We start from the raw sequence: 21,086 nt of genomic DNA on the forward strand, positions 1-21,086 counted from the left end.
GACCCTGATTTTTTGGTACGGCCGTCCCTTCAAATCCGCCGATGACCGGGCAGCAGCGCTGTTCACCGGCGTGCCCGGTCGCGACACGCCGATGTGATCATTTTGTTGACACGCCCGAGCAACCCCCCTGGCACCGCCCGGACATCCCTCGTCGAGCAGCACAGCAGTGAACCCCGCCACCCCACCCTTTAGGCTGGGCTCGTGCCGATCACTCAAACGCTCGCGAGGCTGGCCGGCAGCTGCGCGCTGGCCGCCGTGCTAGTCGCCGGGCTGTTGTTCCCCTTGGCCGGTGGGTTCGGGTTCATCTCCAACCGAGCCGCCGATGCCGTCGACAACGTGTCCGCCGAACTGGTGGAGGGCACGGTCCCGGCCGTCTCCACCATGGTCGACGCGAGCGGGGCGCCCATCGCGTGGCTCTACGAGCAACGCCGCTTCGAGGTGCCCAGCGAGCGCATCTCCAACAACATGAAGCTGGCGATCGTGTCCATCGAGGACAAGCGCTTCGCCGAACACAAGGGCGTCGACTGGCAGGGCACGCTGCGCGCGTTCCTCACCAACACCTCCTCCGGTGAAGTGCAGCAGGGCGCCTCCACGCTGGATCAGCAGTACGTGAAGAACTTCAACCTGCTCGTGGTCGCCAAGACCGACGCCGAGCGCCGCGCCGCCATCGAGACCACCCCCGCGCGCAAACTGCGCGAGATCCGGATGGCACTGACGCTCGACCGCGAACTCAGCAAGGACGAGATCCTCACCCGCTACCTGAACCTGGTGCCCTTCGGCAACGGTTCCTACGGCATCCAGGACGCCGCCCAGACCTACTTCGGCATCGACGCCGCCGACCTGAACATCACCCAGTCGGCGATGCTGGCCGGCATGGTGCAGTCCAGCTCCAAGCTGAACCCCTACACCAACGTCGAAGGCGTCACCGCCCGGCGCAACACCGTGCTCGACACGCTGATCGAGAACATCCCGAGCCGGGCCGACGAGTTCGCCAGGGCCAAGAACGAACCGCTCGGCGTGCTGCCCGAGCCCAACAGCTTGCCGCGTGGCTGCATCGCCGCGCACGAGAAGGGCTTCTTCTGCGACTACGCCCTCGAATACCTGGCCGAGTCCGGCATCAGCCGCGAACAGATCGACAAGGGCGGCTACCTGATCAAGACCACCCTCGACCCGCGACTGCAGGAATCGGTCAAGCGTGCGGTCACCGAGGCCGCCGACCCCAACCTCGACAACATCGCCGAGGTCATGTCGGTGGTCTCGCCCGGCCAGGACGCGCACCACGTGCTCGCGATGGCCTCCAGCCGCACCTACGGCCTCAACGTCGACGCGAACGAGACGCTGCTCGGACAGCCGTATTCGATGGTCGGTGACGGCGCAGGCTCGATTTTCAAGATCTTCACCACCGCCGCGGCGATGGAGAAGGGCCTCGGCATCGCCGCCCAGGTCGACGTGCCGAGCTTCTACGCCGCCAAGGGCATGGGTTACTCGAACTCCCCCGGCTGCCCGGCCGACGCCTGGTGCGTCAAGAACGCGGGCGCCTACCCCGGCTCGATGTCGGTGACCGACGCGCTCGCGACCTCACCCAACACCGCCTTCGTCAAGATGATCCAGGACGTCGGCGTCGCACCGGCCGTCGACATGGCCGTTCGCCTCGGCATGCGCTCCTACACCAAGCCCGGCACCTCGGGCCACGGCAACACCAGCCTGGCCGACCACATCAAGAACAACAACATGGGTTCGTTCACCCTCGGCCCGTTCGCGATCAACCCGCTCGAGCTGTCGAACGTGGCCGCCACGCTGGCCTCGGGCGGCAAGTGGTGCCCGCCGTCGCCGATCAAGGAGGTCATCGACCGGCACGGCAAGACGGTGCCGCTGACCCAGCAGGCCTGCGAGCAGGTGGTCGACCCGGGTCTGGCCAACACCCTGGCCAACGCGATGAGCAAGGACGACGTCAGCGGTACCGCCGCGGGCGCCGCGCGCTCGGCCGGCTGGTCGGCGCCGATGTCGGGCAAGACGGGTACCACCGAGAGCCACCGCTCCTCGGCGTTCCTCGGCTTCACCAACTCGCTGGCCTCGGCCGTCTACGTCTACGGCGACAGCCCGACCCCCGGCGAGATCTGCTCGTTCCCGCTGCGCAACTGCGGCGGCGGAAATCTCTACGGTGGTAACGAACCAGCCCGCACCTGGTTCAACGCGGTCAAACCGATGTTGGAGCACCTCCCGCCGCCCGCGCTGCCGCCGCTGGACGACAAGTATGTCCGCGGCGCGAACAACTCGCAGGTGCCCGATGTGGCGGGCAAGTCGCAGGGCGAGGCCACCTCGATCCTGACCGCCGCCGGTTTCCAGGTGTCGGCGGTGACCGGCGAGGGCTCGCAGGCCAAGGGCACCGTGATGGGCAGCTCGCCCAACGGCGCCGCCATCCCGGGCTCGGTCATCACGATCTACATCAGTGACGGCACGGTCCGCGTCCCCACACCGACCACCCCGGCCGCGCCCGCGACGCCCGCGCCCGCGCTGCCCGGACTCCCGCAGCTCCCGCGCCTGCCACCGATCCCCATCCCGGTGCCGCGGTAAGAACGCGCGAGGGGCCGCCGTCCAGCCGGACGGCGGCCCCTCGTCGTTTTCCGGGCTAGAGCCGCGCCTTGACCGCGGCCGACAGGCGCGACCCGTCGACCTTGCCCTCGGCCAGCGCAGTGGCGGCCTTCATGACCTGCCCCATCTGCTTCATCCCCGGCCGCGCCCCGAGCTCCTCGGCGACCTGGGCGATCGCGGTATCGGCGACCTGGGCGACCTCGGCCTCGCTCAGCTGGGTCGGCAGGTACTCCTCGATGACATCTTCCTCGGCACGCTCGTTCGCGGCCAGTTCGCCACGCCCGTTCTGCTCGTAGATGACGGCGGCCTCGTTGCGCTTCTTGGCTTCCTTCTGCAGCAGCGCCACGACATCGGCGTCGGAGAGTTCGCGCGCCTGCTTCCCCGAGACCTCCGCGGTCTGGATCGCGGCCAGCAACATCCGCAGGGTGGACAGGCGCAGCGTGTCCTTGGCTTTCATCGCGGCGGTCATATCCGCGCGCAGCTGCGATTTCAGTTCCGACATGGGCTCACGGTAGCCCGTCGACCTCGCAACTCTCATCACATTTTCATCGAGGAAAGAAATTCCGACCATTTGTGCGGAAACACACGCGCCGTTCCGGGAGGGGGTCGCCTATGCTGGGCAAATGCCCGTTATCTCGACGTCCGCAGTCCGCCGCACGGTGTGGGGAGCGGCCGGGGCCGCCGTCGCAGGCATCGGCTACGCCACGCTGATCGAACGCAACGCGTTCGTGCTGCGTGAAGCGACCATGCCGGTGCTGGCGCCCGGGTCGCCCACGTTGCGCATTCTGCATATCAGCGACCTGCATATGATGCCGGGCCAGCAGCTCAAACAGCAGTGGCTGCGCGAACTCGATCGGCTCGAACCGGACCTGGTCGTGAATACCGGCGACAATCTTTCGCACCCGAAGGCGGTGCCCGCCGTGGTGCAATCCCTCGGTGCGCTGCTGGCTCGTCCCGGCCTGTTCGTGTTCGGTTCCAACGACTATTTCGCGCCGGTGCCGAAGAATCCGCTGAAGTATTTCGACAAGGATCATCGCCGCGTCCTGGGCGACCCGCTGCCCTGGCAGGATCTGCGCGCGGCGTTCACCGAACGCGGCTGGCTGGACCTGACCCACACCCGGCGCGACCTCGAGGTGGCCGGTATCCGCATCGCCAGCGCGGGCGTCGACGACCCGCACCTGCAGCGCGACCGCTACGACACCGTCGCCGGTGCGCCGAACCAGTTGGCGCAGTTGAGCATCGGTGTCACCCACTCGCCGGAACCGCGCGTGCTCGACCGGTTCGCCGAGGACGGTTACGACCTGGTGCTGGCCGGGCACACGCACGGCGGTCAGCTGGTGGTTCCCGGTTACGGCGCGCTGGTCACCAACTGCGGGATCGACAAGTCGCGGGTCAAGGGCGCCTCGCAGTGGGGTGCGCACACGCAGCTGCATGTGTCGGCGGGTATCGGCACCTCACCGTGGGCGCCGTACCGTTTCTGCTGCCGTCCCGAGGCCACGCTGCTGACGCTGGTCGGCGCGCCGCCGAAGCGTCCGTCCGCCGACTCCGACCACGGCCTGTCCACATCGGAGGCGGTCGCCCGCTAGGGTTGCGGCCCGAACGACAGATCTTGTCATTAGGGGAACAACCGTGAGCAGTGGATCCGACGACAGGCGCAACGACCCGACCGTGTTCGGCGGACCCGGTGCACCGCAGCAGCAACCCGACCCGCGCCGGCCGGACGCGAGTACGCCCGCACCCGGCACGCCCGACGCGACGGCAGTCTGGACACCCGGCAGCACCGGCCTGCCCCCAACCCTGCGCTGGGACGGCTCGGGCCCACCCCCCGGCCTGCCCGACCCGACACCATGGACCCCCGCGGGCCCACAGGACTGGCAGGGCGGCCCGGCCCAGCCCGGGGCCAACCCACCTGCCGGACAACAGGGTTCGCCCTGGCCCGCCGCGGACGCGACTCAGGTGGCACCATGGTCCGGGGGCTCGGCCGGACAACCCGGCGCACCTTCACCGGGCGCCAATCCACCTGCCGGACAACCAGGCACGCCATGGCCCGCAGCCGACGCAACCCAGGTCGCGCCATGGTCCGGACCGCCCGCCGGACAACCCGGCGCACCCTCACCGGGCGCCAATCCACCTGCCGGACAACCGGGTTCGCCCTGGCCCGCCGCAGACGCAACCCAGGTCGCGCCATGGTCCGGGGGCCCCACCGGACAACCCGGCACACCCCCGCCGGGCACCAATCCACCTGCCGGACAACCGGTTTCGCCATGGCCCGCAGCGGACCAGACGCAGATCGCGCCGTGGTCCGGGACGAACACTCCGCCCGGGCAAGCCGGTTCGCCGCAGGGTAGTGCCGACGCGACCCAGCTTCGTGGCCCGGCCGCGCCGCAGCAGCAGTGGGGTGCGTCACCGGGTGGTCAGCAGTGGAATCCCGCTGCGGGGCAGCCGAATCCGCAGCAGCAGTGGGGCCAGGGCGCGTCCGCGTGGCAGCCGCCGCCGCAGCAGTACGGTGAGGTTCCGCCGCTGGAGCAGTACGGCGCCCAGCCCTACGGGCAGCCCGGCTACGGCCAGCCGGTGCCGCCGAAATCCAGTGGCAAGACAGTGCTGTGGGCGGTGCTGGGGGTGGCGGCGCTGGTCATCGCCGGTGGCACGGTCACCGCGGTGGCCCTGAGCGGCGGCGACTCGACCGACACCAACGCCGACTCCGGCGCCACCCCTTCGATGGTCAGCGCGCTCACGACCTCCGCCGCACCGTCGACGACCAGCAAGCCCAAGCCGACGACAACCACCACCAAGCCGACCGGCGCGGCGGCGGGGCAGCAGCCGCTCATCGAGGGCTACCAGGTCGTCGCCTCCCCCGACCGCGGCGCCGCCTACGACGTGCCGCCGAGCTGGAAGGTCGCCACCGAGTCGACCATCGGCGGGTTCGGCGAGCCGCCGGGCGAGTCCGTCATCGGCAAGGGCTACGCCTCCGACGGCCGTGATTACTGCCCCGGCTCCACCCGCACCGTCTCCCTGCTCACCGGCTCCGACCTGTCCGACCACGCCGCGGCAGGCGCCGAACTCGGAAGGAAGACCGCGCCGCTGGCCTACAACGGCTCCACCGGCACCCCGGGCCCCGCCGAGCCACTGACGTCGATGGACGGCCGGACCCAGGGCATGTTCACCGAGACCACCGGCACCGTCCCCAACCCCAAGGCCGGCTGCGCGAGCACCTACTCCATCTACACCTACGCCTTCAAGGGCAGCCGCGACGGCAGCTTCGTCATGGTCATGGTCGCCGACACCGGCGTCCCCGACGCCATCGACGCCGCCACCGCCAAGCGCATCTTCAGCTCCATCCGCGCCCTCTAGCCCCGTACCTGACCAGCCAATTTAACGTTTCCGTCCACCGCGTTGTAAGCTACTTCAGGTTCGCCTCACGGGGTGTGGCGCAGCTTGGTAGCGCGCTTCGTTCGGGACGAAGAGGTCGCAGGTTCAAATCCTGTCACCCCGACGTGTTGGTTGAGACACAGAGGAGCCCCTGATCAGTTCACTGGTCAGGGGCTCCTCGTATTTCCGGGCTCAAACGCCGTCGCTGCGGGGGGAGTGGCTCTCGCTGAAAGTGCGGTCGACCAGGGGTTCCTCGTATGTCACGTCCCGATCGAGCGGGTTCGGCCAGTAGATGGTGATGGCGATGATCGCGATCAGGGCCAGGACGAGTAGCGCGATGGCGGAAGTGGTCATGGGTTGCCCTCCTCGCTTCCGAATCCTGCCCAGCGGGTGTATCGGCTGAGGTTCCCTGCATGTTCGGGCTGTGTTGAGAAGTGCTCTCCGGAGAGCCTGCGCCGTGGTGAGGCGGTGCGCCAACGCTGACGACCGGGCCGCTCACCCCTCGTCGGACCGGCCCGGTCGGCGTACTCATCGACATACGGAACATCCCTGGCCCAGTCCGTCGGCGTGGTTACCGTCGGCAGTGCGTCTTCAGCGTCTGGAAGAGCCACCTTCTGGTCTGCACCGCCGGGCCCGACCGTTCACCCCTCGAGACCGGTCGGACCCGGGTGTGTTCCGGTGTCTGAAAACAGAATGCGACGGTGGTCTCTAGAGGTTCTTAAGAACAACTTGTCGGCACGCGCCCGATCTCGAGCGATGATGGAACTACCGACAAGAGGGAGAACGACGATGGACACGATGATCGTCTGGTTGCTGGCGAGCCTGCTCTATTGGTTCAGCAACTTCTGAGCCCGACACCCTTCGAGGCAGGGCCGCTCCCGAGCGGACCTGCCTCACGCTTGTCCAGGTAGCGGGCGTCACATCCGGGCGCCGGAATTATTCGCCGGGCACCCTCGTTGAACCCCCTGTCGGCGTCCGAACAGCCCCGGGCCTCACCCCATCTGTCGCTTCGAGCGACCACTCGCCGAGAGGCGCTTGTGGGGCGTCGACACCCACTCCGAACGCCGCCAGGTCACCCTCATCGACCTGGCGGCGTTTGCTGTGTCCGGGTCGCGCGAACACCGCCGGTGCTCGAGGATTGGGGTATGAGCGGTGGGCGGTTGCGGCGGGGGTTGGGGCTCGGGGATTCGGTGGTTGTCGGGTTGGGGGCGATGGTGGGGGCCGGGGTGTTCGTGGCGGTGGGGGCCGCGGCGGGGGTGGCTGGGTCGTGGTTGCTGGTGGCGTTGGGGATCGCGGCGGTGATCGCGTACTGCAATGCGATGTCGTCGGCGCGGTTGGCGGCGGTGTATCCGGTGTCGGGTGGGACGTATGTGTACGGGCGGGAACGGTTGGGGGCGTTCTGGGGGTATCTGGCGGGGTGGGGGTTCGTGGTGGGGAAGACGGCCTCGTGTGCGGCGATGGCGTTGACGGTGGGGAGTTACGCGTGGCCGGAGCGGGCGCAGGTGGTGGCGGTGGGGGTCGTGGTGGTGGTGACGGGGGTCAATTGTGTGGGGGTGCAGAAGTCGGCGCTGGTGAGCCGGGTGATCGTGGGGGTGGTGCTGGCGGTGCTGGCGGCGGTCGTCGTGGTGGGGATCGGTGGGGATCATGCGGGGGCGGCGGTGCTGGTGCGGGAGGTCGGGCTGTACGGGGTGTTGCAGGCGGCGGGGTTGTTGTTCTTCGCGTTCGCGGGCTACGCGCGGATCGCCACCTTGGGTGAGGAAGTGCGCGAACCGGAGCGGACGATTCCGCGGGCGATCATGCTGGCGTTGGGGATCGCGCTGGTGGTGTACGCGCTGGTCGCGGTGGCGGCGCTGCTCACCTTGGGGTCGGGTGGCCTCGCGGCGGCGCAGGATCCGCTCGCGCGCGTGGTGGCGGTGGCGGGTGCCGGGTGGTTGGCGCCGGTGGTGCGGGTGGGTGCGGTGGTGGCCGCGGCCGGGGCGCTGATGGCGTTGCTGCTGGGGGTCTCGCGGACCGCGCTGGCCATGGCGCGCGACGGTCATCTGCCGCGCGCTCTGGCCACGGTGCATCCGCGGTTCGCGGTGCCCCAGCACGCGGAACTCGCGGTCGGCGTCGTTGTCGCGGTGCTGGTGGCGACGGTGGATCTGCGCGCGGCGATCGGGTTCTCCTCGTTCGCGGTGCTCACCTACTATCTGATCGCCAATCTGTCGGCGGCCACGCTCACCGCGGCCGAGGGCCGGCCTGCGCGCTGGATTCCGGTCGCCGGGGCGGTGGGCTGTGTGGTGGTCGGGTTCTCGTTGCCGCTCGGGTCGGTGCTCGCCGGGCTCGCGGTGCTCGGCGTCGGGGCGGCGGTGTACCGGATTCGGGGATGACGCGGCCCCGCTTTACGGGTTACGGCAGGTAGCGGGGTCTACGCTCGCCCGCATGGGGCAGCGCAGGGGATTTCTCGTGGGAACAGTCGTGTCGGTGGTGGCCTCGGCGAGTCTGCTCGCCACCCCCGCGATGGCCGCCCCCAGCGCACCGAAGACCTGTGCGGTGACCTCCGAGCGTGAACTCGAACGCGCGCGACCCGAACAGGTCGGGCTGGACCAGGGCAAGCTCGATCAGGCGTTGCAGTTCGCGGCCACCCGCAACCGCCTCAATGTCCAAGTGTTCCGGCACAACTGCCTGGTCGGCGAGGGTCTGCGCAACCACGAGACCGGCAATGTGGCGTGGAACATCTGGAGCGTCACCAAATCGGTGGTGTCGCTGCTCGCCGGAATCGCCGCCGACCAGGGCGCACTCGACATCTCCGCACCGATCGACCGCTACCTCCCGCCGGGCCTCGGCGATGCCGAGCATCGGTCGATCACCGTGGAGAACCTGCTCACCGAGACCTCCGGCATGAAGGTCGGGGTGCTCACCGAGGGCATCACCGCGGTGATCCCGGTCGACCCGAACTCCGCGGTCCAGGCGCTGGCAGTGGACCTGATCAACCCGCCCGGCACCACATTCAGCTACAGCCAGCGCAATGTCGACCTGCTGTCGTATGTGATCGAACTGGCCGTGGGTGAACCGTTGCAGGACTTCGCGCAACGGGAACTGTTCGACCCGCTCGGCATCGCCCGCAGCGACTACTACTGGGCGCGCGACCGTTCCGGCCACACCTACGGGTACGCGCATCTGATGCTGCCGCCCAACAACCTCGCCAAGATCGGCCTGCTGGTCGCCAACGACGGCCGATGGGGCGCCACCCGGGTGATCTCCGCGGACTACCTGCGCAAAGCCCGCACTCCGTCGGCGGCGAACCACTGCTACGGCTACCTGTTCTGGATCGGCCCCGGCTGCGCCGAGTCGCCCGCCTTCCTGCCGCCGGACACCTTCTTCATGTCCGGCCTCGCGCTGCAGAACGTCTTCTTCATCCCGAGCCTGGATCTGACGGTGATGTGGACCGGCACCTTCGGCAACCAGTCCGCCTACGGCGCGAGCGGAGTGATCGCACACCCCGAGGAGCTGCCGCACGAGTTCTTCCGCCGCCTCTTCGCCGCCTTCACCGATACCCCGGTGCCGGCGGCCGAACCGTATGTCGAGCCGCCGCTCGAATTCGACGCGGCCAAACTCATCGATTCCGAGATCCTGCTCGCGGTCTTCGGCGTCGGCCCCCTCGCCTACCCTGGCTGCACCGTGTTCGCCTGCCTGAATCAGCCACTGGCCACGCCGTTTTCGAGTATTCCGCCGGGCTGCGCGGTGCTGGTCTGCGTCGGCAACGATCCGCGCACCCCGGGCATTCGCTGACGACGAACGGGCCGGCCCACCAGAAGTGGACCGGCCCGTTCGGCCGAAATCAGCGGTTGTTCAGCAGCACTTCCGCGATCTGAATGGTGTTGAGCGCGGCGCCCTTACGCAGGTTGTCGCCGGAGATGAACAGCGCGAGGCCACGACCGCTCGGGACGCCCGGATCCTGGCGGATACGGCCGACCAGCGACTCGTCCTGGCCTGCGGCGGCCAACGGGGTCGGCACATCGACCAGGCGCACACCCGGTGCCTTGCCCAGCAGCTCGCGCGCCTGCTCGACCGAGATCGGTTCGGCGAACTCGGCATTGATCGACAGCGAATGACCGGTGAAGACCGGCACGCGCACACAGGTGCCGCTGACCAGTAGGTCGGGCAGACCGAGAATCTTGCGGCTCTCGTTGCGCAGCTTCTGGTCCTCGTCGGTCTCGAACGAGCCGTCGTCGACGAGCGAACCAGCGAGCGGGATCACGTCGAAAGCGATCGGCGCGACGTACTTGTTCGGCGCCGGGAAATCCACAGCGCTGCCGTCGTGCACCAGCTTTTCGGCGTCGGCGGCGACCGCGCGGATCTGCGAGGCGAGCTCCTCGACACCGGCCAGCCCGGAACCGGAGACGGCCTGGTAGGACGACACGATCAGACGCTGCAAACCGGCCACGTCGTGGAGCGGCTTGAGCACCGGCATCGCGGCCATGGTGGTGCAGTTCGGGTTCGCGATGATGCCCTTGGGCAGGTTGCGGGTGGCCTCGGGGTTGACCTCCGAGACGACCAGCGGCACCTCGGGATCCTTGCGCCAGGCCGAGGAGTTGTCGATGACGGTCACGCCGGCCGCCGCGAAACGCGGGGCCTGCACGCGCGACATGGTGGCACCGGCCGAGAACAGCGCGATGTCGAGCCCCGACGGATCGGCGGTCTCGGTGTCCTCGACGACGATCTCGCCGCCGCGCCACGGCAGCGTCTTACCGGCCGAACGCGCCGAGGCGAAGAAACGCACCTCGTCGGCCGGGAAGTCGCGCTCCTCGAGCAGCTTGCGCATGACAGCGCCGACCTGACCGGTCGCGCCGACGACGCCTACACGTACACCCATTGCTTAACGCCCCGTTCCGCCGTGGACGACGGCGGCCTCTTCGCCGCCGAGATCGAAGGCCTTGTGCAGCACCTGCACGGCCTCGTCGAGTTCGGTGTCGCGCACCAGCACCGAGATCCGGATCTCCGAGGTGGAGATCAGGTCGATGTTGACGCCCGCGTTGGCCAGCGCCTCACAGAAGGTGGCGGTGACGCCCGGATGCGACTTCATGCCCGCGCCGACCAGGGAGACCTTGCCGATGTGGTCGTCGTAGAGGACCTGTGCGAAGCCGATCTCGTCCTGGCGCTTGGTCAGCATCTCGACCGCGCGGGCGCCGTCGGTCTTGGGCAGGGTGAAGGTGATGTCGGTCTTGCCGGTGTCGACCTTGGAGATGTTCTGCAGCACCATGTCGATATTGATCTCGGCGTCGGCGACCGCGCGGAACACCTTGGCCGCGTAGCCCGGCTCGTCCGGCAGGGCGACGACGGTCACCTTGGCCTCGCTGCGGTCGTGCGCGACGCCGGTCAGGATTGCCTGCTCCACGGGAATGTCCTCCATCGATCCGAAAACAGTGGTGCCGATCTTGTCGGTGTAGGACGACCGAACATGAACGGGAACGTTGTAGCGGCGCGCGTACTCCACGCAGCGCAGCATGAGCACCTTCGAGCCACAGGCGGCCATCTCGAGCATCTCCTCGTAGGAGATGTTGTCGAGCTTCTGCGCGTCGCCGACGATGCGCGGGTCGGCGCTGAAGATGCCGTCGACGTCGGTGTAGATCTCGCAGACATCGGCTTTGAGCGCGGCAGCCAGGGCGACGGCGGTGGTGTCGGACCCGCCGCGGCCCAGCGTGGTGACGTCCTTGCTGTCCTGGCTGACGCCCTGGAACCCGGCGACCAGCACGATCTGCCCCTCGTCCAGTGCTTCCTGCAGCCGGCCAGGGGTGACGTCGATGATCTTGGCGTTGCCGTGCGCGCCGGTGGTGATGACACCGGCCTGCGAACCGGTGAACGAGCGCGCCTCGGCGCCGAGCGAGTGAATCGCCATGGCCACCAGCGCGTTCGAGATGCGCTCACCGGAGGTCAGCAGCATGTCCATTTCGCGCGCGGGCGGGGCGGGGGCCACCTGTTCGGCGAGGTCGAGCAGCTCGTCGGTGGTGTCGCCCATGGCCGAGCAGACCACGACGACGTCGTGGCCCTGCTTCTTGGTCTCCACGATCCGTTCAGCGACGCGCCGGATCCGCTCGGCGGTGGCCACCGAGGATCCTCCGTACTTCTGAACAACGAGAGCCACGGCAATGGTCCTTCACGATCGGGAATCGAGCTGCTATCAGCGACCAAGAGTACCGGCCGCCGTCCACCGGATTCGCCGCTACCTACCCCGCCTGTGGAAAACGACACAGGCTTGTCACCTGTGGCTGACCACCGGATTCAGGCCCGGTCGAACCAGGTGACCTGCGCCCCGTTGTCGAATTCCTTGCGCCGCACCGCCGTGAAAGATGTCGGTTTGAAGACACTGGTGAACGCCGCGATGCCGTCGCCGGCCACGACCGGGTAGCTCTTGATGATCAGCTGGTCGATTTCGTCGATGAGCTGGGCCGCGAGGTTGCCACCACCGCACAGGTAGATGTCGAGCCCGTCCTGGCGCTTGAGTTCGCGCACCAGTTCGACCGGGTCGCCGGCGACGATCTCGACATTCGGATCGTCGACCGGGGCGAGCGTCGAGGAGAAGACGTACTGCTTCATATGGGCGAACGGGCTCAGGATGCCCGCGTCGTAGGCGGGCGCGTAGGTGCCGCGGCCCATGAGGATGGTGTCCCAGTTCTTGTTCGGCGTATCGACATCCATGCCGATGCTCGCGCGGACATGGGTCGGGATGGCTTCGGGGAATTCGGCTCCCAGTTCCGCCGCGTAGGTGTCGGTGACCGGGTAGAAATCGGCCTCGCCGCCGGGGCCCGCGATGTAGCCGTCGATCGAGACGCCGATGTAGTAGACAAGCTTTCGCATGGGTACCGCCTAAGTTGTTGTACTCTGAATGAAGTGGTTTCAACGTAGTACTACGAATGGAGTGGTGTCAAGTGCGGACCAATCCCGAACGACGTCAAGCCCTGTTGGACGCGGCCATCGAGGTGCTGGCCGCCGAGGGCGCGCGCGGACTGACCTTCCGCGCGGTGGACAAACAGGCAGGCGTACCGGCAGGCACAGCCTCGAACTATTTCGCCAATCGCGACGAGTTGCTGACCCAGGCCGGCATCCGCTTCTACGAGGTCATCCAGCCGACCGAGGAGACGATGGCGCTGGTCAGCAACGGACCCAAGACCAAGGAACACATCACCACACTGATGAAAGAGGTGGTCGGGCGGCTGGAATCGCATCGCACCGCCTACCTGGCGCTGCTCGAGCTGCGCCTGGAGGCGACCCGGCGACCGGAACTGCGCGCGGTCCTCACCGAGCGGGTGCGCGCCGATCTCGATTTCAACGTGCGCAACCATCTGGCATCGGAGATGCCGGGGGATGCCGACTCGGTGCTGCTGCTCTATCTGGCGCTGAACTGGCTCATTGTCGAACATCTCACATTGCCCGGGATCTTCGACGAGCGACAGAGCCTGGCACTGATAAAAACCGCCGTGGAGCGGGCGATACCCAGCTGACCCGGTCATTTGTCCAGACCATAGACGTGTTGACGATCACTGGTACACCTGTGCACAATCGGGCGCGAAAGCAGCGGGGGTTCGGAGGACAGACACAAGATGCGCTCGAAGATCGACATCCGCTTCACCGTTGACGCTGACATCGACCAGGTCATGGACGCGCTCCTAGCCGTGGATCAGATGGCGGAATGGTCGACCTCCTACAGCGATGTCCGCGTCGGGCCCCGCGACGCCGACGGCAGGCCGCGGCGCGTCTTCGTCACCGCCCACTTCATGGGCAACTCCGACTCCCAGGTCCTCGAGTACAGCTGGGAACCACACCGGGTCACCTGGGATGTGGCCGACAGCAGCCGCGGCTCCAAGGGCCACGGCTGGTTCGACCTGCTCGACAGCCCCGACGGCGGCACCGAAGTCGACTATCACGTCGAGTTGCAGCTACCGCTGCCGATTCCGGGCATCCTGTTCAACCGGACCCTGCGCAAGGTGCACGACGAAGCCGTCAACAACTTCATCGACTTCGCCGAACGCTTCCCCGAGAACCAGGGCTTCGCCGTCGGCTGAGCCACCACCCGCGCATTCCGCGCGGTCACCGGTCATCGGTGCGACGACGAGCGTCATGATCGGTACACGACGGACCCGGTTCCGGCCGGTCACCGAGGGCGCCTCGGTGACCCAGCTCGAACTGTTCTTCGACCTGGTGATCGTGTTCGCCTTCACCATGGTCACCGACCTGGCCGCGCACGAGACCACCGCCGCGAACGCGCTGCGCGCGGTGCTGGTGCTGGCGCTGATGTGGTGGCTGTGGATCGCCTACTCCTGGCTGGGCAATGTCGTGCGCGCCGACGAGGGCCTGGCCAGGATCGGCATGTTCGTCGCCATGGGCGGCGCGTTCCTGGCCGCGCTCACCATTCCCGAGGCGTTCCACGATCTGCCGGGCGGCTGGTTCGGGCCGCTGGTGTTCGCCATCGCCTACCTGATCGTGCGGCTGGTGCACGTGGCGATCTTCTGGATGATCAGCGCCGAGGATTCCCAGCTGCGCGGACAGCTGCTGCGCTGGGCGTTCGGCTCGATCACCGTCGGCACCGCGCTGCTGGTCATCGCGGCGATGACCGATGGTCTCGTCCAGATCGTGCTGTGGATCGCCGCCATCGCCGGTGACATGCTCTGGACCTGGGTCGCCGGCACCGACTGGCGGATCAACTCGGCCAAGCACTTCGCCGAGCGGTACGGGCTGATCGTCATCGTCGCGCTCGGCGAATCGATCGTCTCGATCGGCATCGGGGTGGCTGGGCTGCCGATCTCCTGGCCGATCGCACTGGGCTCGATGCTCGGGCTGGCGGTGTCGGGGCTGCTGTGGTGGCTGTATTTCGATGTGGCCGCGCTGTCCATCGAACACGCCTTCGCCCACGCCAAGGGCGCCCAGCAGATCAAGATCGCGCAGAACAGCTATACCTACGGGCATTTCCCGATGATCGTCGGCGTCATCGCGCTCTCGCTCGGGCTGAAGAAGGTGCTGTACTACGTCGGCGATTCCTCGCACCACACGCTGACCGACGCGCTCTACGGCATTCCGCTGGCCGCGCTGCTCGGCGGGCCCGCGCTGCTCGGCGGGCCCGCGCTGTTCCTGCTCGGTGTCGTCGTCGCGAAATACGCTGCGGCCAAGACCGTTTCGATCGGGCGCATCGTGGTCGCGGTCCTACTGTGCGCGCTGATCCCGGTCGCGGCGAACCTGCCCGCGCTGGCCTCGCTGGTCATCCTGTGCGCGCTGCTGGCCGGGCTGGTGATCTGGGAGACCGTGCGCTACGCACGCCCACGCGACGAGATCAGACACGCTTGATCTGGCCGAGGTGGTGGCGTACGCCGTGCTCGGTGGGGGTCGCGCCGCGGTGCGAGGGCGGCACCTTGACCCCGGCGCGCACCGCGTCGTTGATCTGGTCGAGGTTTTCGCGAAGCATGTCGGCGACGAGTTCGTCGGTGCGCGGGTCGTCGAGCAGCTGACGCAGCATGCGGTACACCGTGTCGGCGACGAGCCGGATGATGTCGTCGTGGAAGGGGACGTAGCGGAGTTTGCCGGTCTGCGGGTCGTTCTTGATCAGGTCGACGATCATCTGGTCGACCTCGGCGTGGTTCTCCTCCAGCGCCGCGGCGATGTTCTTGGTGTAGTGGCCGGTGCGCAGCACCTTGGAGACCTCGTCGAGGATCGCGATCGTCATCGGGCGCTTGATCACATCGACGATGGTGCCGACGAACCGGTTGACCAGCGTCGCGGTAACCCGCTCCCCCAGTGCCCGATCGGCGACACGGCCCAGCCGGATCAGGATCACCACGATCCGCAACAGCCGGAACCCGCGGAAGATCGGGCTGGTCACCGGGATCATGCCCAGGACCTCGTACCAGTAGACGAACGGGAAGCTCCACGGCCAGCCCGCCCGGCGCCAGCGCCACAGGAATTCGAGCAGGAAGATCCCGCAGATGGTCCAGTCGACGACGACGATCGCGTGATAGGTCGAGCCGGCGACCGGGAAGAAGGTGATCCACACGACCAGCACCACCGAGATGATCGCCAGGACCAGCATCACGATGTCGGTGCGCAGCGACGGGGTCTTGGATCGCACATCCGGCAGGGCCTCGACCCGCTCGATTCCCGGTGAGACCACCCGTGCTCCTGCTGGCTCGTGCGGCCGCGGCCGCGGTGTCGTGGCCTCGCGGCTCTGCCGTTGCCACGCTAATTGGTTCGCCGGGTCAGCCGCGCAGAATCGCCGCGATATTTCGTTCGGCCAGCGCGGTGATGGTCAGTGACGGGTTGACCGTCCCGGTGCTGCCGGGAATCGCCGCGCCGTCCATCACGTACAGGCCGGGATGACCGTGCACGCGACCGTAGCCGTCGGTGGCCTTGCCGAGCACCGCGCCACCCAGCGGATGCGCGGTGAACTGGGCGTTCGCGTCGTAGCCGAGCGCGCCGTACTCGGCGAGCGCGCCGGCCTTGTCGGCGATCCGGTGGTCGACCGCGCGGGCCGCGTCGACCACGGCGTTCTGGGCGGCACCCGACCAGTTCAGGCCGACACCGCCGGAGGCCGCGTGATAACCGAACCGGGAACGGGTCGAGTCCAGCACCATGCCGAGCGAAGCCAGCGCGCCGGTCTCGAACGGGATGCCGGGGATGTACCAGTTCTCCAGGGTCAGTGGGACCCCGGACTCGTCATAGATCCGGCTGGCGCTGGGCACACCTTGGCCTTGACCGGCGACCGCGCTCGCGCCGCGGGCCAGCACCACGTCGCCGTTGGTGCCGAAGCCGTCGCCGATGTGCTCGTTGAGGTTGGGCAGTGCGCCGGTGGCCTGGGCGCGGACCAGCAGCTCGGAGGTGCCCACCGAGCCGGCGCCGAGGAACAGCTTGTCGCAGGTCAGGGTGCGGGTGCCGAGGTGCTGTCCGGTCGGGGCCAGTTTCGTCACGGTGACCACGAACTTGCCGGAGCCGTCCTGGGCGATGCTGTCGACGCGATGGCCCGGGTACACCTGGGACTTGCCGGTGTCGGCGGCGTAGCGCAGATAGTTCTGGTTGAGGTCGAACTTGGCGCCGTTGGAGTTGCCCAGGTTGGAGCGGCCGACGGTCGCCGAGGGGCGCGAGTTGCCCGCCAGTTCGGCGCGCAGCACGTCCCAGGTGAAGACGGAGTCGTTGGGGATCGGCTGATAGCCGGCCGCGCGGACCTGGTCGTCCCAGGCGCGCGAATGCGTGAACGGCGCGGAGTTGTAGATGTCGGCGGGCATGGTGTCCAGCCGCAGCATCTGACGCACCCGCGGGTAGTAGACGCTCTCGAGCTCGCCGTAGTCGACGATGCCGCCGAAGACCTGATCGAAGAGCCTGCGCTCGGGCGCCACCATCGCGCCGGTGAACACCACCGAGCCGCCGCCGACCGCCGCCGCGCGCCAGACGTCGATGCCGGCGAACTCGGTGACGTCGAGGACGCCGCCGAACGAACCGAAGCTCATCGGCACCTTGGTGACGCCGGTGAAGCTGGTGCGATGCCAGAAGCCACGACCGTCGGGCAGGTCGTCGCCGGTGAAGATCTCCCGCCACGGATCGTTGGGCCAGCGCGAACCGCGTTCGAGCACGGTGGTGACGATCCCGGCCTCGGCCAGCCGCAGCGCGGTGACCGACGCACCGAAGCCCGAACCGATCACGATGGCGGGCGAATGCGCGGGCGCGTCCGGGAGCGGGGCGAAGATCTCCGGCACCCACGACTGGAACATCGCCTCACGTGGATCGGCCGATGCGCTCGGCAACGTCAGCGTCGTTCCCACGGCACCGGCGATCGTCGCCAACCCCGCCGCCTTGAAGAAGGCACGTCTGTGCACCAGGCCACCTCCCTCATCACGCAATGGCCGAGCGCAGAATACCGCGTAACAACCGAACTTCCCCCGCTAGCACGGACATTTGTACAACATCACCAAGCGGGGGTGCGGGCTTGTCCGTTCAGCTGGTCAGCAGGCGGATCACCGCGATCGTGCCCACCACCACGATCACCGCGCGCAGCACGTTCGGCGGCAGTTTGCGCCCGACGCGCGCGCCCAGCTGACCGCCGATGATCGAGCCGATCGCGATCAGCGCGACCGCCTGCCAGTTCACTTCGGCGATCACGATGAAGATGACCGCCGAGACCGCGTTGACGATCAGCGCGAGCACGTTCTTCACCGCGTTGAGCCGCTGGATGTCCTCGTGCACGAACACCCCGAGCAGCCCGAGCAGCAGCACACCCTGGGCGGCGCCGAAGTAGCCGCCGTAGATGCCGGTGAAATACACCGCGACCAGCAGGATCGGCCCGCCGTGCGCGGGTGCGGGCGCGCCTTCGCCGCGCTGCTTCTTGACCCAGGCCGCCAGCCGGGGCTGCACCACCACCAGGATCAGCGCCGCGATGATCAGCACCGGCACGATCGCCTTGAACGCTTCGGCGGGCAGCACCAGCAGCAGCACCGCGCCGGTGATGCCGCCCAGCAGCGAGGCGGTGCCCAGTTGCAGCAGACGCGAGCGCTGCCCGTCCAGTTCACGCCGGTAGCCGATGACCCCGCTCACCGAGCCGGGAACCAGGCCGATCGTGTTCGACACATTCGCCGTCACCGGGGGCAGACCGAAGGCGAGCAGAGTGGGGAAGGTGATCAGGGTGCCCGAGCCGACGATCGTATTGATGCCACCGGCCGCGACGCCGGCGACCAGCACCAGCAGTTGTTCCAACCAAGTCATGCGAGTTCCTTTGTGCCGTCTCGTCGGACGCATGGTCCGTACAAGCGTGCGTTTCGCCTGAAACCGTACCGCTCGCTCACTACCGGCCGGTTTCTCCAGGCCGCTTACCAGCCCGGCAGTGCACGCGGTATCCTCGAAGGATCATGCAGCGGGTACTTCTTCTCGGCCGCCGCGACGGGTCCTGATTCGGACCGGCTCCCGTCGCGGGGTTCCAACGCGCCGGTCGACCCGCTCCCACCTGGGAATCCACTCACATCCACGGAGAAACTTGCATGTCCTCGGCTGACGCATTCGTATCCGCTTCGCGCACCATCACGGCCCCCGGCAAACCCGCTCCGGCCGACCAGCCCGCCTGGAACAACCAGAAGAACTCCTCGATGCCGGCCTTCCGGTACCGGCCCTTCGCCGAAGAGGTCGAGCCCATCTCGGTGCCCGACCGCACCTGGCCCGACAAGATCATCGACCGTGCCCCCGCGTGGTGTGCCGTCGACTTGCGCGACGGCAACCAGGCGCTGATCGACCCGATGAGCCCCGCCCGCAAGCGCCGCATGTTCGACCTGCTGGTGCGGATGGGTTACAAGGAGATCGAGGTCGGCTTCCCGGCCGCGAGCCAGACCGATTTCGACTTCGTCCGCGAGATCATCGAGGACGGCGCCATCCCCGCCGACGTCACCATCCAGGTGCTCACCCAGTGCCGCCCCGAGCTGATCGAGCGCACCTTCGAGGCCTGCAACGGCGCCCCGAACGTGATCGTGCACTTCTACAACTCCACCTCGATCCTGCAGCGTCGCGTGGTGTTCCGCGCCGAGCGCGACGCGGTGAAGAAGATCGCCACCGACGCGGCCGCGCTGTGCCTGGAGATCGAGAAGAACTACCCCGACACCGAGTGGCGCTACGAGTACAGCCCCGAGTCCTACACCGGTACCGAGCTGGACTACGCCCGTGAGGTCTGCGACGCGGTCTCGGCGATCATCGCGCCGACGCCCGAGAAGCCGCTGATCATCAACCTGCCCGCGACCGTCGAGATGGCGACCCCGAACGTCTACGCCGACTCGATCGAGTGGATGCACCGCAACCTGGCCCGCCGCGATGCGATCGTGCTGTCGCTGCACCCGCACAACGACCGCGGCACCGCCGTGGCCGCCGCCGAACTGGGTTACCAGGCCGGCGCCGACCGCATCGAGGGCTGCCTGTTCGGCAACGGCGAGCGCACCGGCAATGTCTGCCTGGTGACCCTGGGCATGAACATGTTCTCCCGCGGCATCGACCCGCAGATCAACTTCTCCGACATCGACGAGATCCGTCGCACGGTGGAGTACTGCAACCAGCTGGCCGTCGCCGAACGCCACCCCTACGGCGGCGACCTGGTCTACACCGCGTTCTCCGGCAGCCACCAGGACGCCATCAACAAGGGCCTGGACGCGATGAAAGCCACCGCCGACGCGCAGAACGCCGACGTGGCCGACATCGTCTGGGAGGTCCCGTACCTGCCGATCGACCCGAAGGACGTCGGCCGCACCTACGAGGCCGTCATCCGGGTGAACTCGCAGTCCGGCAAGGGCGGCGTCGCCTACATCATGAAGACCGATCACGGCCTGGTGCTGCCGCGCCGCCTGCAGATCGAGTTCTCACAGGCGATCCAGGCGATCACCGACGGTGAGGGCGGCGAGGTGACGCCCAAGGAGATGTGGGACGTCTTCGCCACCGAGTACCTGAACCCGATCCTGCCGCTGGAGCGGATCAAGCAGATCGTCACCGCCGCCGAGACCGACGGCGGCGTCGACTCGATCGTGGCGACCGTCATGGTCGACGGCGTCGAGCAGGAGATCACCGGCTCCGGCAACGGCCCGCTGGCCGCGTTCGTCGACGCCATCGCCAACGTCGGCTTCGACGTGCGCGTCCTGGACTACAGCGAGCACGCCATGTCCGCCGGCGACGACGCCCAAGCCGCCGCCTACGTCGAGGTAGCCATCGGCGACAAGGTCGTCTGGGGCGTAGGCATAGCCACCTCCATCACCACCGCCTCCCTCCGCGCCGTCGTCTCCGCCGTCAACCGAGCCGCCGCCGGTACCGCCTCCCCGAGTATTCAGCGGGCCGTCCGGTAGCTCGACCGTTGGCAGTCGGACTCACGCTCAGCGACTCGTGAGTCGGAGGTGCTGGGGGAGTTACCCATGTTCGTACGAGATCAGTGGGTAGCGTTGGTTGCACATCGCACAGCCCCCAGCCTCCCGCAATCCCCGCCACATCTCACCGCTTAGGTCCGCCACCTCCCGCACTCCCAGCCCCGCACATCCCGACCTCGAGGAGGGATCGCCGCGCAGCGGCGTCGCGGCCGGGTCGCCGGTTAGGCGCCGTTTCGTACGCGACGAAGGAGCAAGAAACGGCGCCTAACCGGCGGCCCACAGGGG

The 21,086-nt window shown here is 68.0% G+C and carries 17 protein-coding genes and 1 tRNA gene; 10 read left to right on the forward strand and 8 right to left on the reverse strand.

Translation table 11 applies throughout. The features are described 5' to 3' along the window. Positions 1-201 precede the first annotated feature (201 nt). Complete coding sequence (locus tag ACFXK0_RS28325; protein WP_379414119.1) at positions 202-2,574, forward strand: penicillin-binding protein; 2,373 nt, start codon at positions 202-204, stop codon at positions 2,572-2,574. 55 nt (positions 2,575-2,629) lie between these two features. Here the strand turns inward: ACFXK0_RS28325 and ACFXK0_RS28330 are convergent, their stop codons facing one another. Continuing rightward, on the reverse strand, positions 2,630-3,094 hold the full coding sequence (locus ACFXK0_RS28330) for a GatB/YqeY domain-containing protein (protein ID WP_379414121.1): 465 nt from the start codon (positions 3,092-3,094) through the stop codon (positions 2,630-2,632). Between the two features lie 121 nt (positions 3,095-3,215). Here ACFXK0_RS28330 and ACFXK0_RS28335 point away from each other — a divergent pair, with 121 nt between their 5' ends. The 3 genes from ACFXK0_RS28335 (at position 3,216) to ACFXK0_RS28345 (ending at position 6,085) form a co-directional block, all read left to right on the forward strand. Then, positions 3,216-4,178 (forward strand): metallophosphoesterase, encoded by a 963-nt coding sequence (locus ACFXK0_RS28335; protein WP_379414123.1) that lies wholly within the window; start codon positions 3,216-3,218, stop codon positions 4,176-4,178. A gap of 43 nt (positions 4,179-4,221) precedes the next feature. Then, positions 4,222-5,943, forward strand: a complete 1,722-nt coding sequence (locus ACFXK0_RS28340) for a hypothetical protein (RefSeq protein WP_379414124.1) — start codon at positions 4,222-4,224, stop codon at positions 5,941-5,943. A 68-nt stretch (positions 5,944-6,011) separates the two neighbouring features. Continuing rightward, a tRNA-Pro gene (locus ACFXK0_RS28345) sits at positions 6,012-6,085 on the forward strand. A gap of 68 nt (positions 6,086-6,153) precedes the next feature. Here ACFXK0_RS28345 and ACFXK0_RS28350 read toward each other — a convergent pair. Beyond that, positions 6,154-6,315 carry a hypothetical protein gene (locus ACFXK0_RS28350; RefSeq protein WP_379414126.1) on the reverse strand — a complete coding sequence of 54 codons (162 nt, stop codon included), beginning with the start codon at positions 6,313-6,315 and terminating at the stop codon, positions 6,154-6,156. 791 nt (positions 6,316-7,106) lie between these two features. On the opposite strand from ACFXK0_RS28350, the gene ACFXK0_RS28355 reads away from it, so the two are divergent. Then, positions 7,107-8,330, forward strand: a complete 1,224-nt coding sequence (locus ACFXK0_RS28355; RefSeq protein WP_379414127.1) for an APC family permease — start codon at positions 7,107-7,109, stop codon at positions 8,328-8,330. Between the two features lie 52 nt (positions 8,331-8,382). Then, entirely contained in the window at positions 8,383-9,732 is a 1,350-nt protein-coding gene (locus ACFXK0_RS28360; RefSeq protein ID WP_379414129.1) for a serine hydrolase domain-containing protein, read from the forward strand. A 49-nt stretch (positions 9,733-9,781) separates the two neighbouring features. Here the strand turns inward: ACFXK0_RS28360 and ACFXK0_RS28365 are convergent, their stop codons facing one another. The 3 genes from ACFXK0_RS28365 to ACFXK0_RS28375 all read right to left on the reverse strand — a co-directional run bounded on the left by ACFXK0_RS28365 (position 9,782) and on the right by ACFXK0_RS28375 (position 12,798). Beyond that, entirely contained in the window at positions 9,782-10,816 is a 1,035-nt protein-coding gene (locus ACFXK0_RS28365) for an aspartate-semialdehyde dehydrogenase (RefSeq protein ID WP_379414130.1), read from the reverse strand. A gap of 3 nt (positions 10,817-10,819) precedes the next feature. Next, positions 10,820-12,085, reverse strand: coding sequence for an aspartate kinase (locus ACFXK0_RS28370; protein WP_379414131.1), 1,266 nt, complete (start codon positions 12,083-12,085; stop codon positions 10,820-10,822). A gap of 137 nt (positions 12,086-12,222) precedes the next feature. Continuing rightward, positions 12,223-12,798 (reverse strand): dihydrofolate reductase family protein, encoded by a 576-nt coding sequence (locus ACFXK0_RS28375; protein ID WP_379414132.1) that lies wholly within the window; start codon positions 12,796-12,798, stop codon positions 12,223-12,225. A gap of 71 nt (positions 12,799-12,869) precedes the next feature. Between ACFXK0_RS28375 and ACFXK0_RS28380 the strand changes: the two genes are divergently transcribed. The 3 genes from ACFXK0_RS28380 (at position 12,870) to ACFXK0_RS28390 (ending at position 15,279) form a co-directional block, all read left to right on the forward strand. Next, positions 12,870-13,442, forward strand: coding sequence for a TetR/AcrR family transcriptional regulator (locus ACFXK0_RS28380; RefSeq protein WP_379414133.1), 573 nt, complete (start codon positions 12,870-12,872; stop codon positions 13,440-13,442). 99 nt (positions 13,443-13,541) lie between these two features. Further along, positions 13,542-14,003 (forward strand): SRPBCC family protein, encoded by a 462-nt coding sequence (locus ACFXK0_RS28385; RefSeq protein WP_379414134.1) that lies wholly within the window; start codon positions 13,542-13,544, stop codon positions 14,001-14,003. A gap of 55 nt (positions 14,004-14,058) precedes the next feature. Continuing rightward, a complete protein-coding gene (locus ACFXK0_RS28390) occupies positions 14,059-15,279 on the forward strand; it encodes a low temperature requirement protein A (RefSeq protein ID WP_379414135.1) in 1,221 nt (406 codons plus the stop codon). Here the strand turns inward: ACFXK0_RS28390 and ACFXK0_RS28395 are convergent. The 3 genes from ACFXK0_RS28395 to ACFXK0_RS28405 all read right to left on the reverse strand — a co-directional run bounded on the left by ACFXK0_RS28395 (position 15,266) and on the right by ACFXK0_RS28405 (position 18,678). After that, positions 15,266-16,099: an ion transporter gene (locus ACFXK0_RS28395; RefSeq protein ID WP_379414136.1), complete on the reverse strand. Its 834-nt coding sequence runs from the start codon at positions 16,097-16,099 to the stop codon at positions 15,266-15,268. The two genes, ACFXK0_RS28390 and ACFXK0_RS28395, sit on opposite strands and share 14 nt — an antisense overlap. An 85-nt stretch (positions 16,100-16,184) precedes the next feature. Beyond that, positions 16,185-17,795, reverse strand: a complete 1,611-nt coding sequence (locus ACFXK0_RS28400) for a GMC oxidoreductase (RefSeq protein WP_379414137.1) — start codon at positions 17,793-17,795, stop codon at positions 16,185-16,187. Positions 17,796-17,913: 118 nt separating this feature from the next. After that, entirely contained in the window at positions 17,914-18,678 is a 765-nt protein-coding gene (locus tag ACFXK0_RS28405) for a sulfite exporter TauE/SafE family protein (protein ID WP_379414138.1), read from the reverse strand. A 272-nt stretch (positions 18,679-18,950) separates the two neighbouring features. Between ACFXK0_RS28405 and leuA the strand changes: the two genes are divergently transcribed. After that, positions 18,951-20,783: a 2-isopropylmalate synthase gene (gene leuA, locus ACFXK0_RS28410; protein WP_379414139.1), complete on the forward strand. Its 1,833-nt coding sequence runs from the start codon at positions 18,951-18,953 to the stop codon at positions 20,781-20,783. The last annotated feature ends 303 nt before the right edge of the window (positions 20,784-21,086 follow it).

This window comes from Nocardia sp. NPDC059177, from assembly GCF_042755165.1.
Lineage (GTDB): Bacteria > Actinomycetota > Actinomycetes > Mycobacteriales > Mycobacteriaceae > Nocardia.

Bases quoted from the DNA above. Each gene is read 5' to 3' on its own strand.
- ACFXK0_RS28330 (WP_379414121.1), bottom strand. From the start codon at position 3,094: ATGTCGGAACTGAAATCGCAGCTGCGCGCGGATATGACCGCCGCGATG.
- ACFXK0_RS28335 (WP_379414123.1), top strand. From the start codon at position 3,216: ATGCCCGTTATCTCGACGTCCGCAGTCCGCCGCACGGTGTGGGGAGCG.
- ACFXK0_RS28350 (WP_379414126.1), bottom strand. From the start codon at position 6,315: ATGACCACTTCCGCCATCGCGCTACTCGTCCTGGCCCTGATCGCGATC.
- ACFXK0_RS28355 (WP_379414127.1), top strand. From the start codon at position 7,107: ATGAGCGGTGGGCGGTTGCGGCGGGGGTTGGGGCTCGGGGATTCGGTG.
- ACFXK0_RS28360 (WP_379414129.1), top strand. From the start codon at position 8,383: ATGGGGCAGCGCAGGGGATTTCTCGTGGGAACAGTCGTGTCGGTGGTG.
- ACFXK0_RS28365 (WP_379414130.1), bottom strand. From the start codon at position 10,816: ATGGGTGTACGTGTAGGCGTCGTCGGCGCGACCGGTCAGGTCGGCGCT.
- ACFXK0_RS28375 (WP_379414132.1), bottom strand. From the start codon at position 12,798: ATGCGAAAGCTTGTCTACTACATCGGCGTCTCGATCGACGGCTACATC.
- ACFXK0_RS28385 (WP_379414134.1), top strand. From the start codon at position 13,542: ATGCGCTCGAAGATCGACATCCGCTTCACCGTTGACGCTGACATCGAC.
- ACFXK0_RS28390 (WP_379414135.1), top strand. From the start codon at position 14,059: ATGATCGGTACACGACGGACCCGGTTCCGGCCGGTCACCGAGGGCGCC.
- ACFXK0_RS28405 (WP_379414138.1), bottom strand. From the start codon at position 18,678: ATGACTTGGTTGGAACAACTGCTGGTGCTGGTCGCCGGCGTCGCGGCC.
- leuA (WP_379414139.1), top strand. From the start codon at position 18,951: ATGTCCTCGGCTGACGCATTCGTATCCGCTTCGCGCACCATCACGGCC.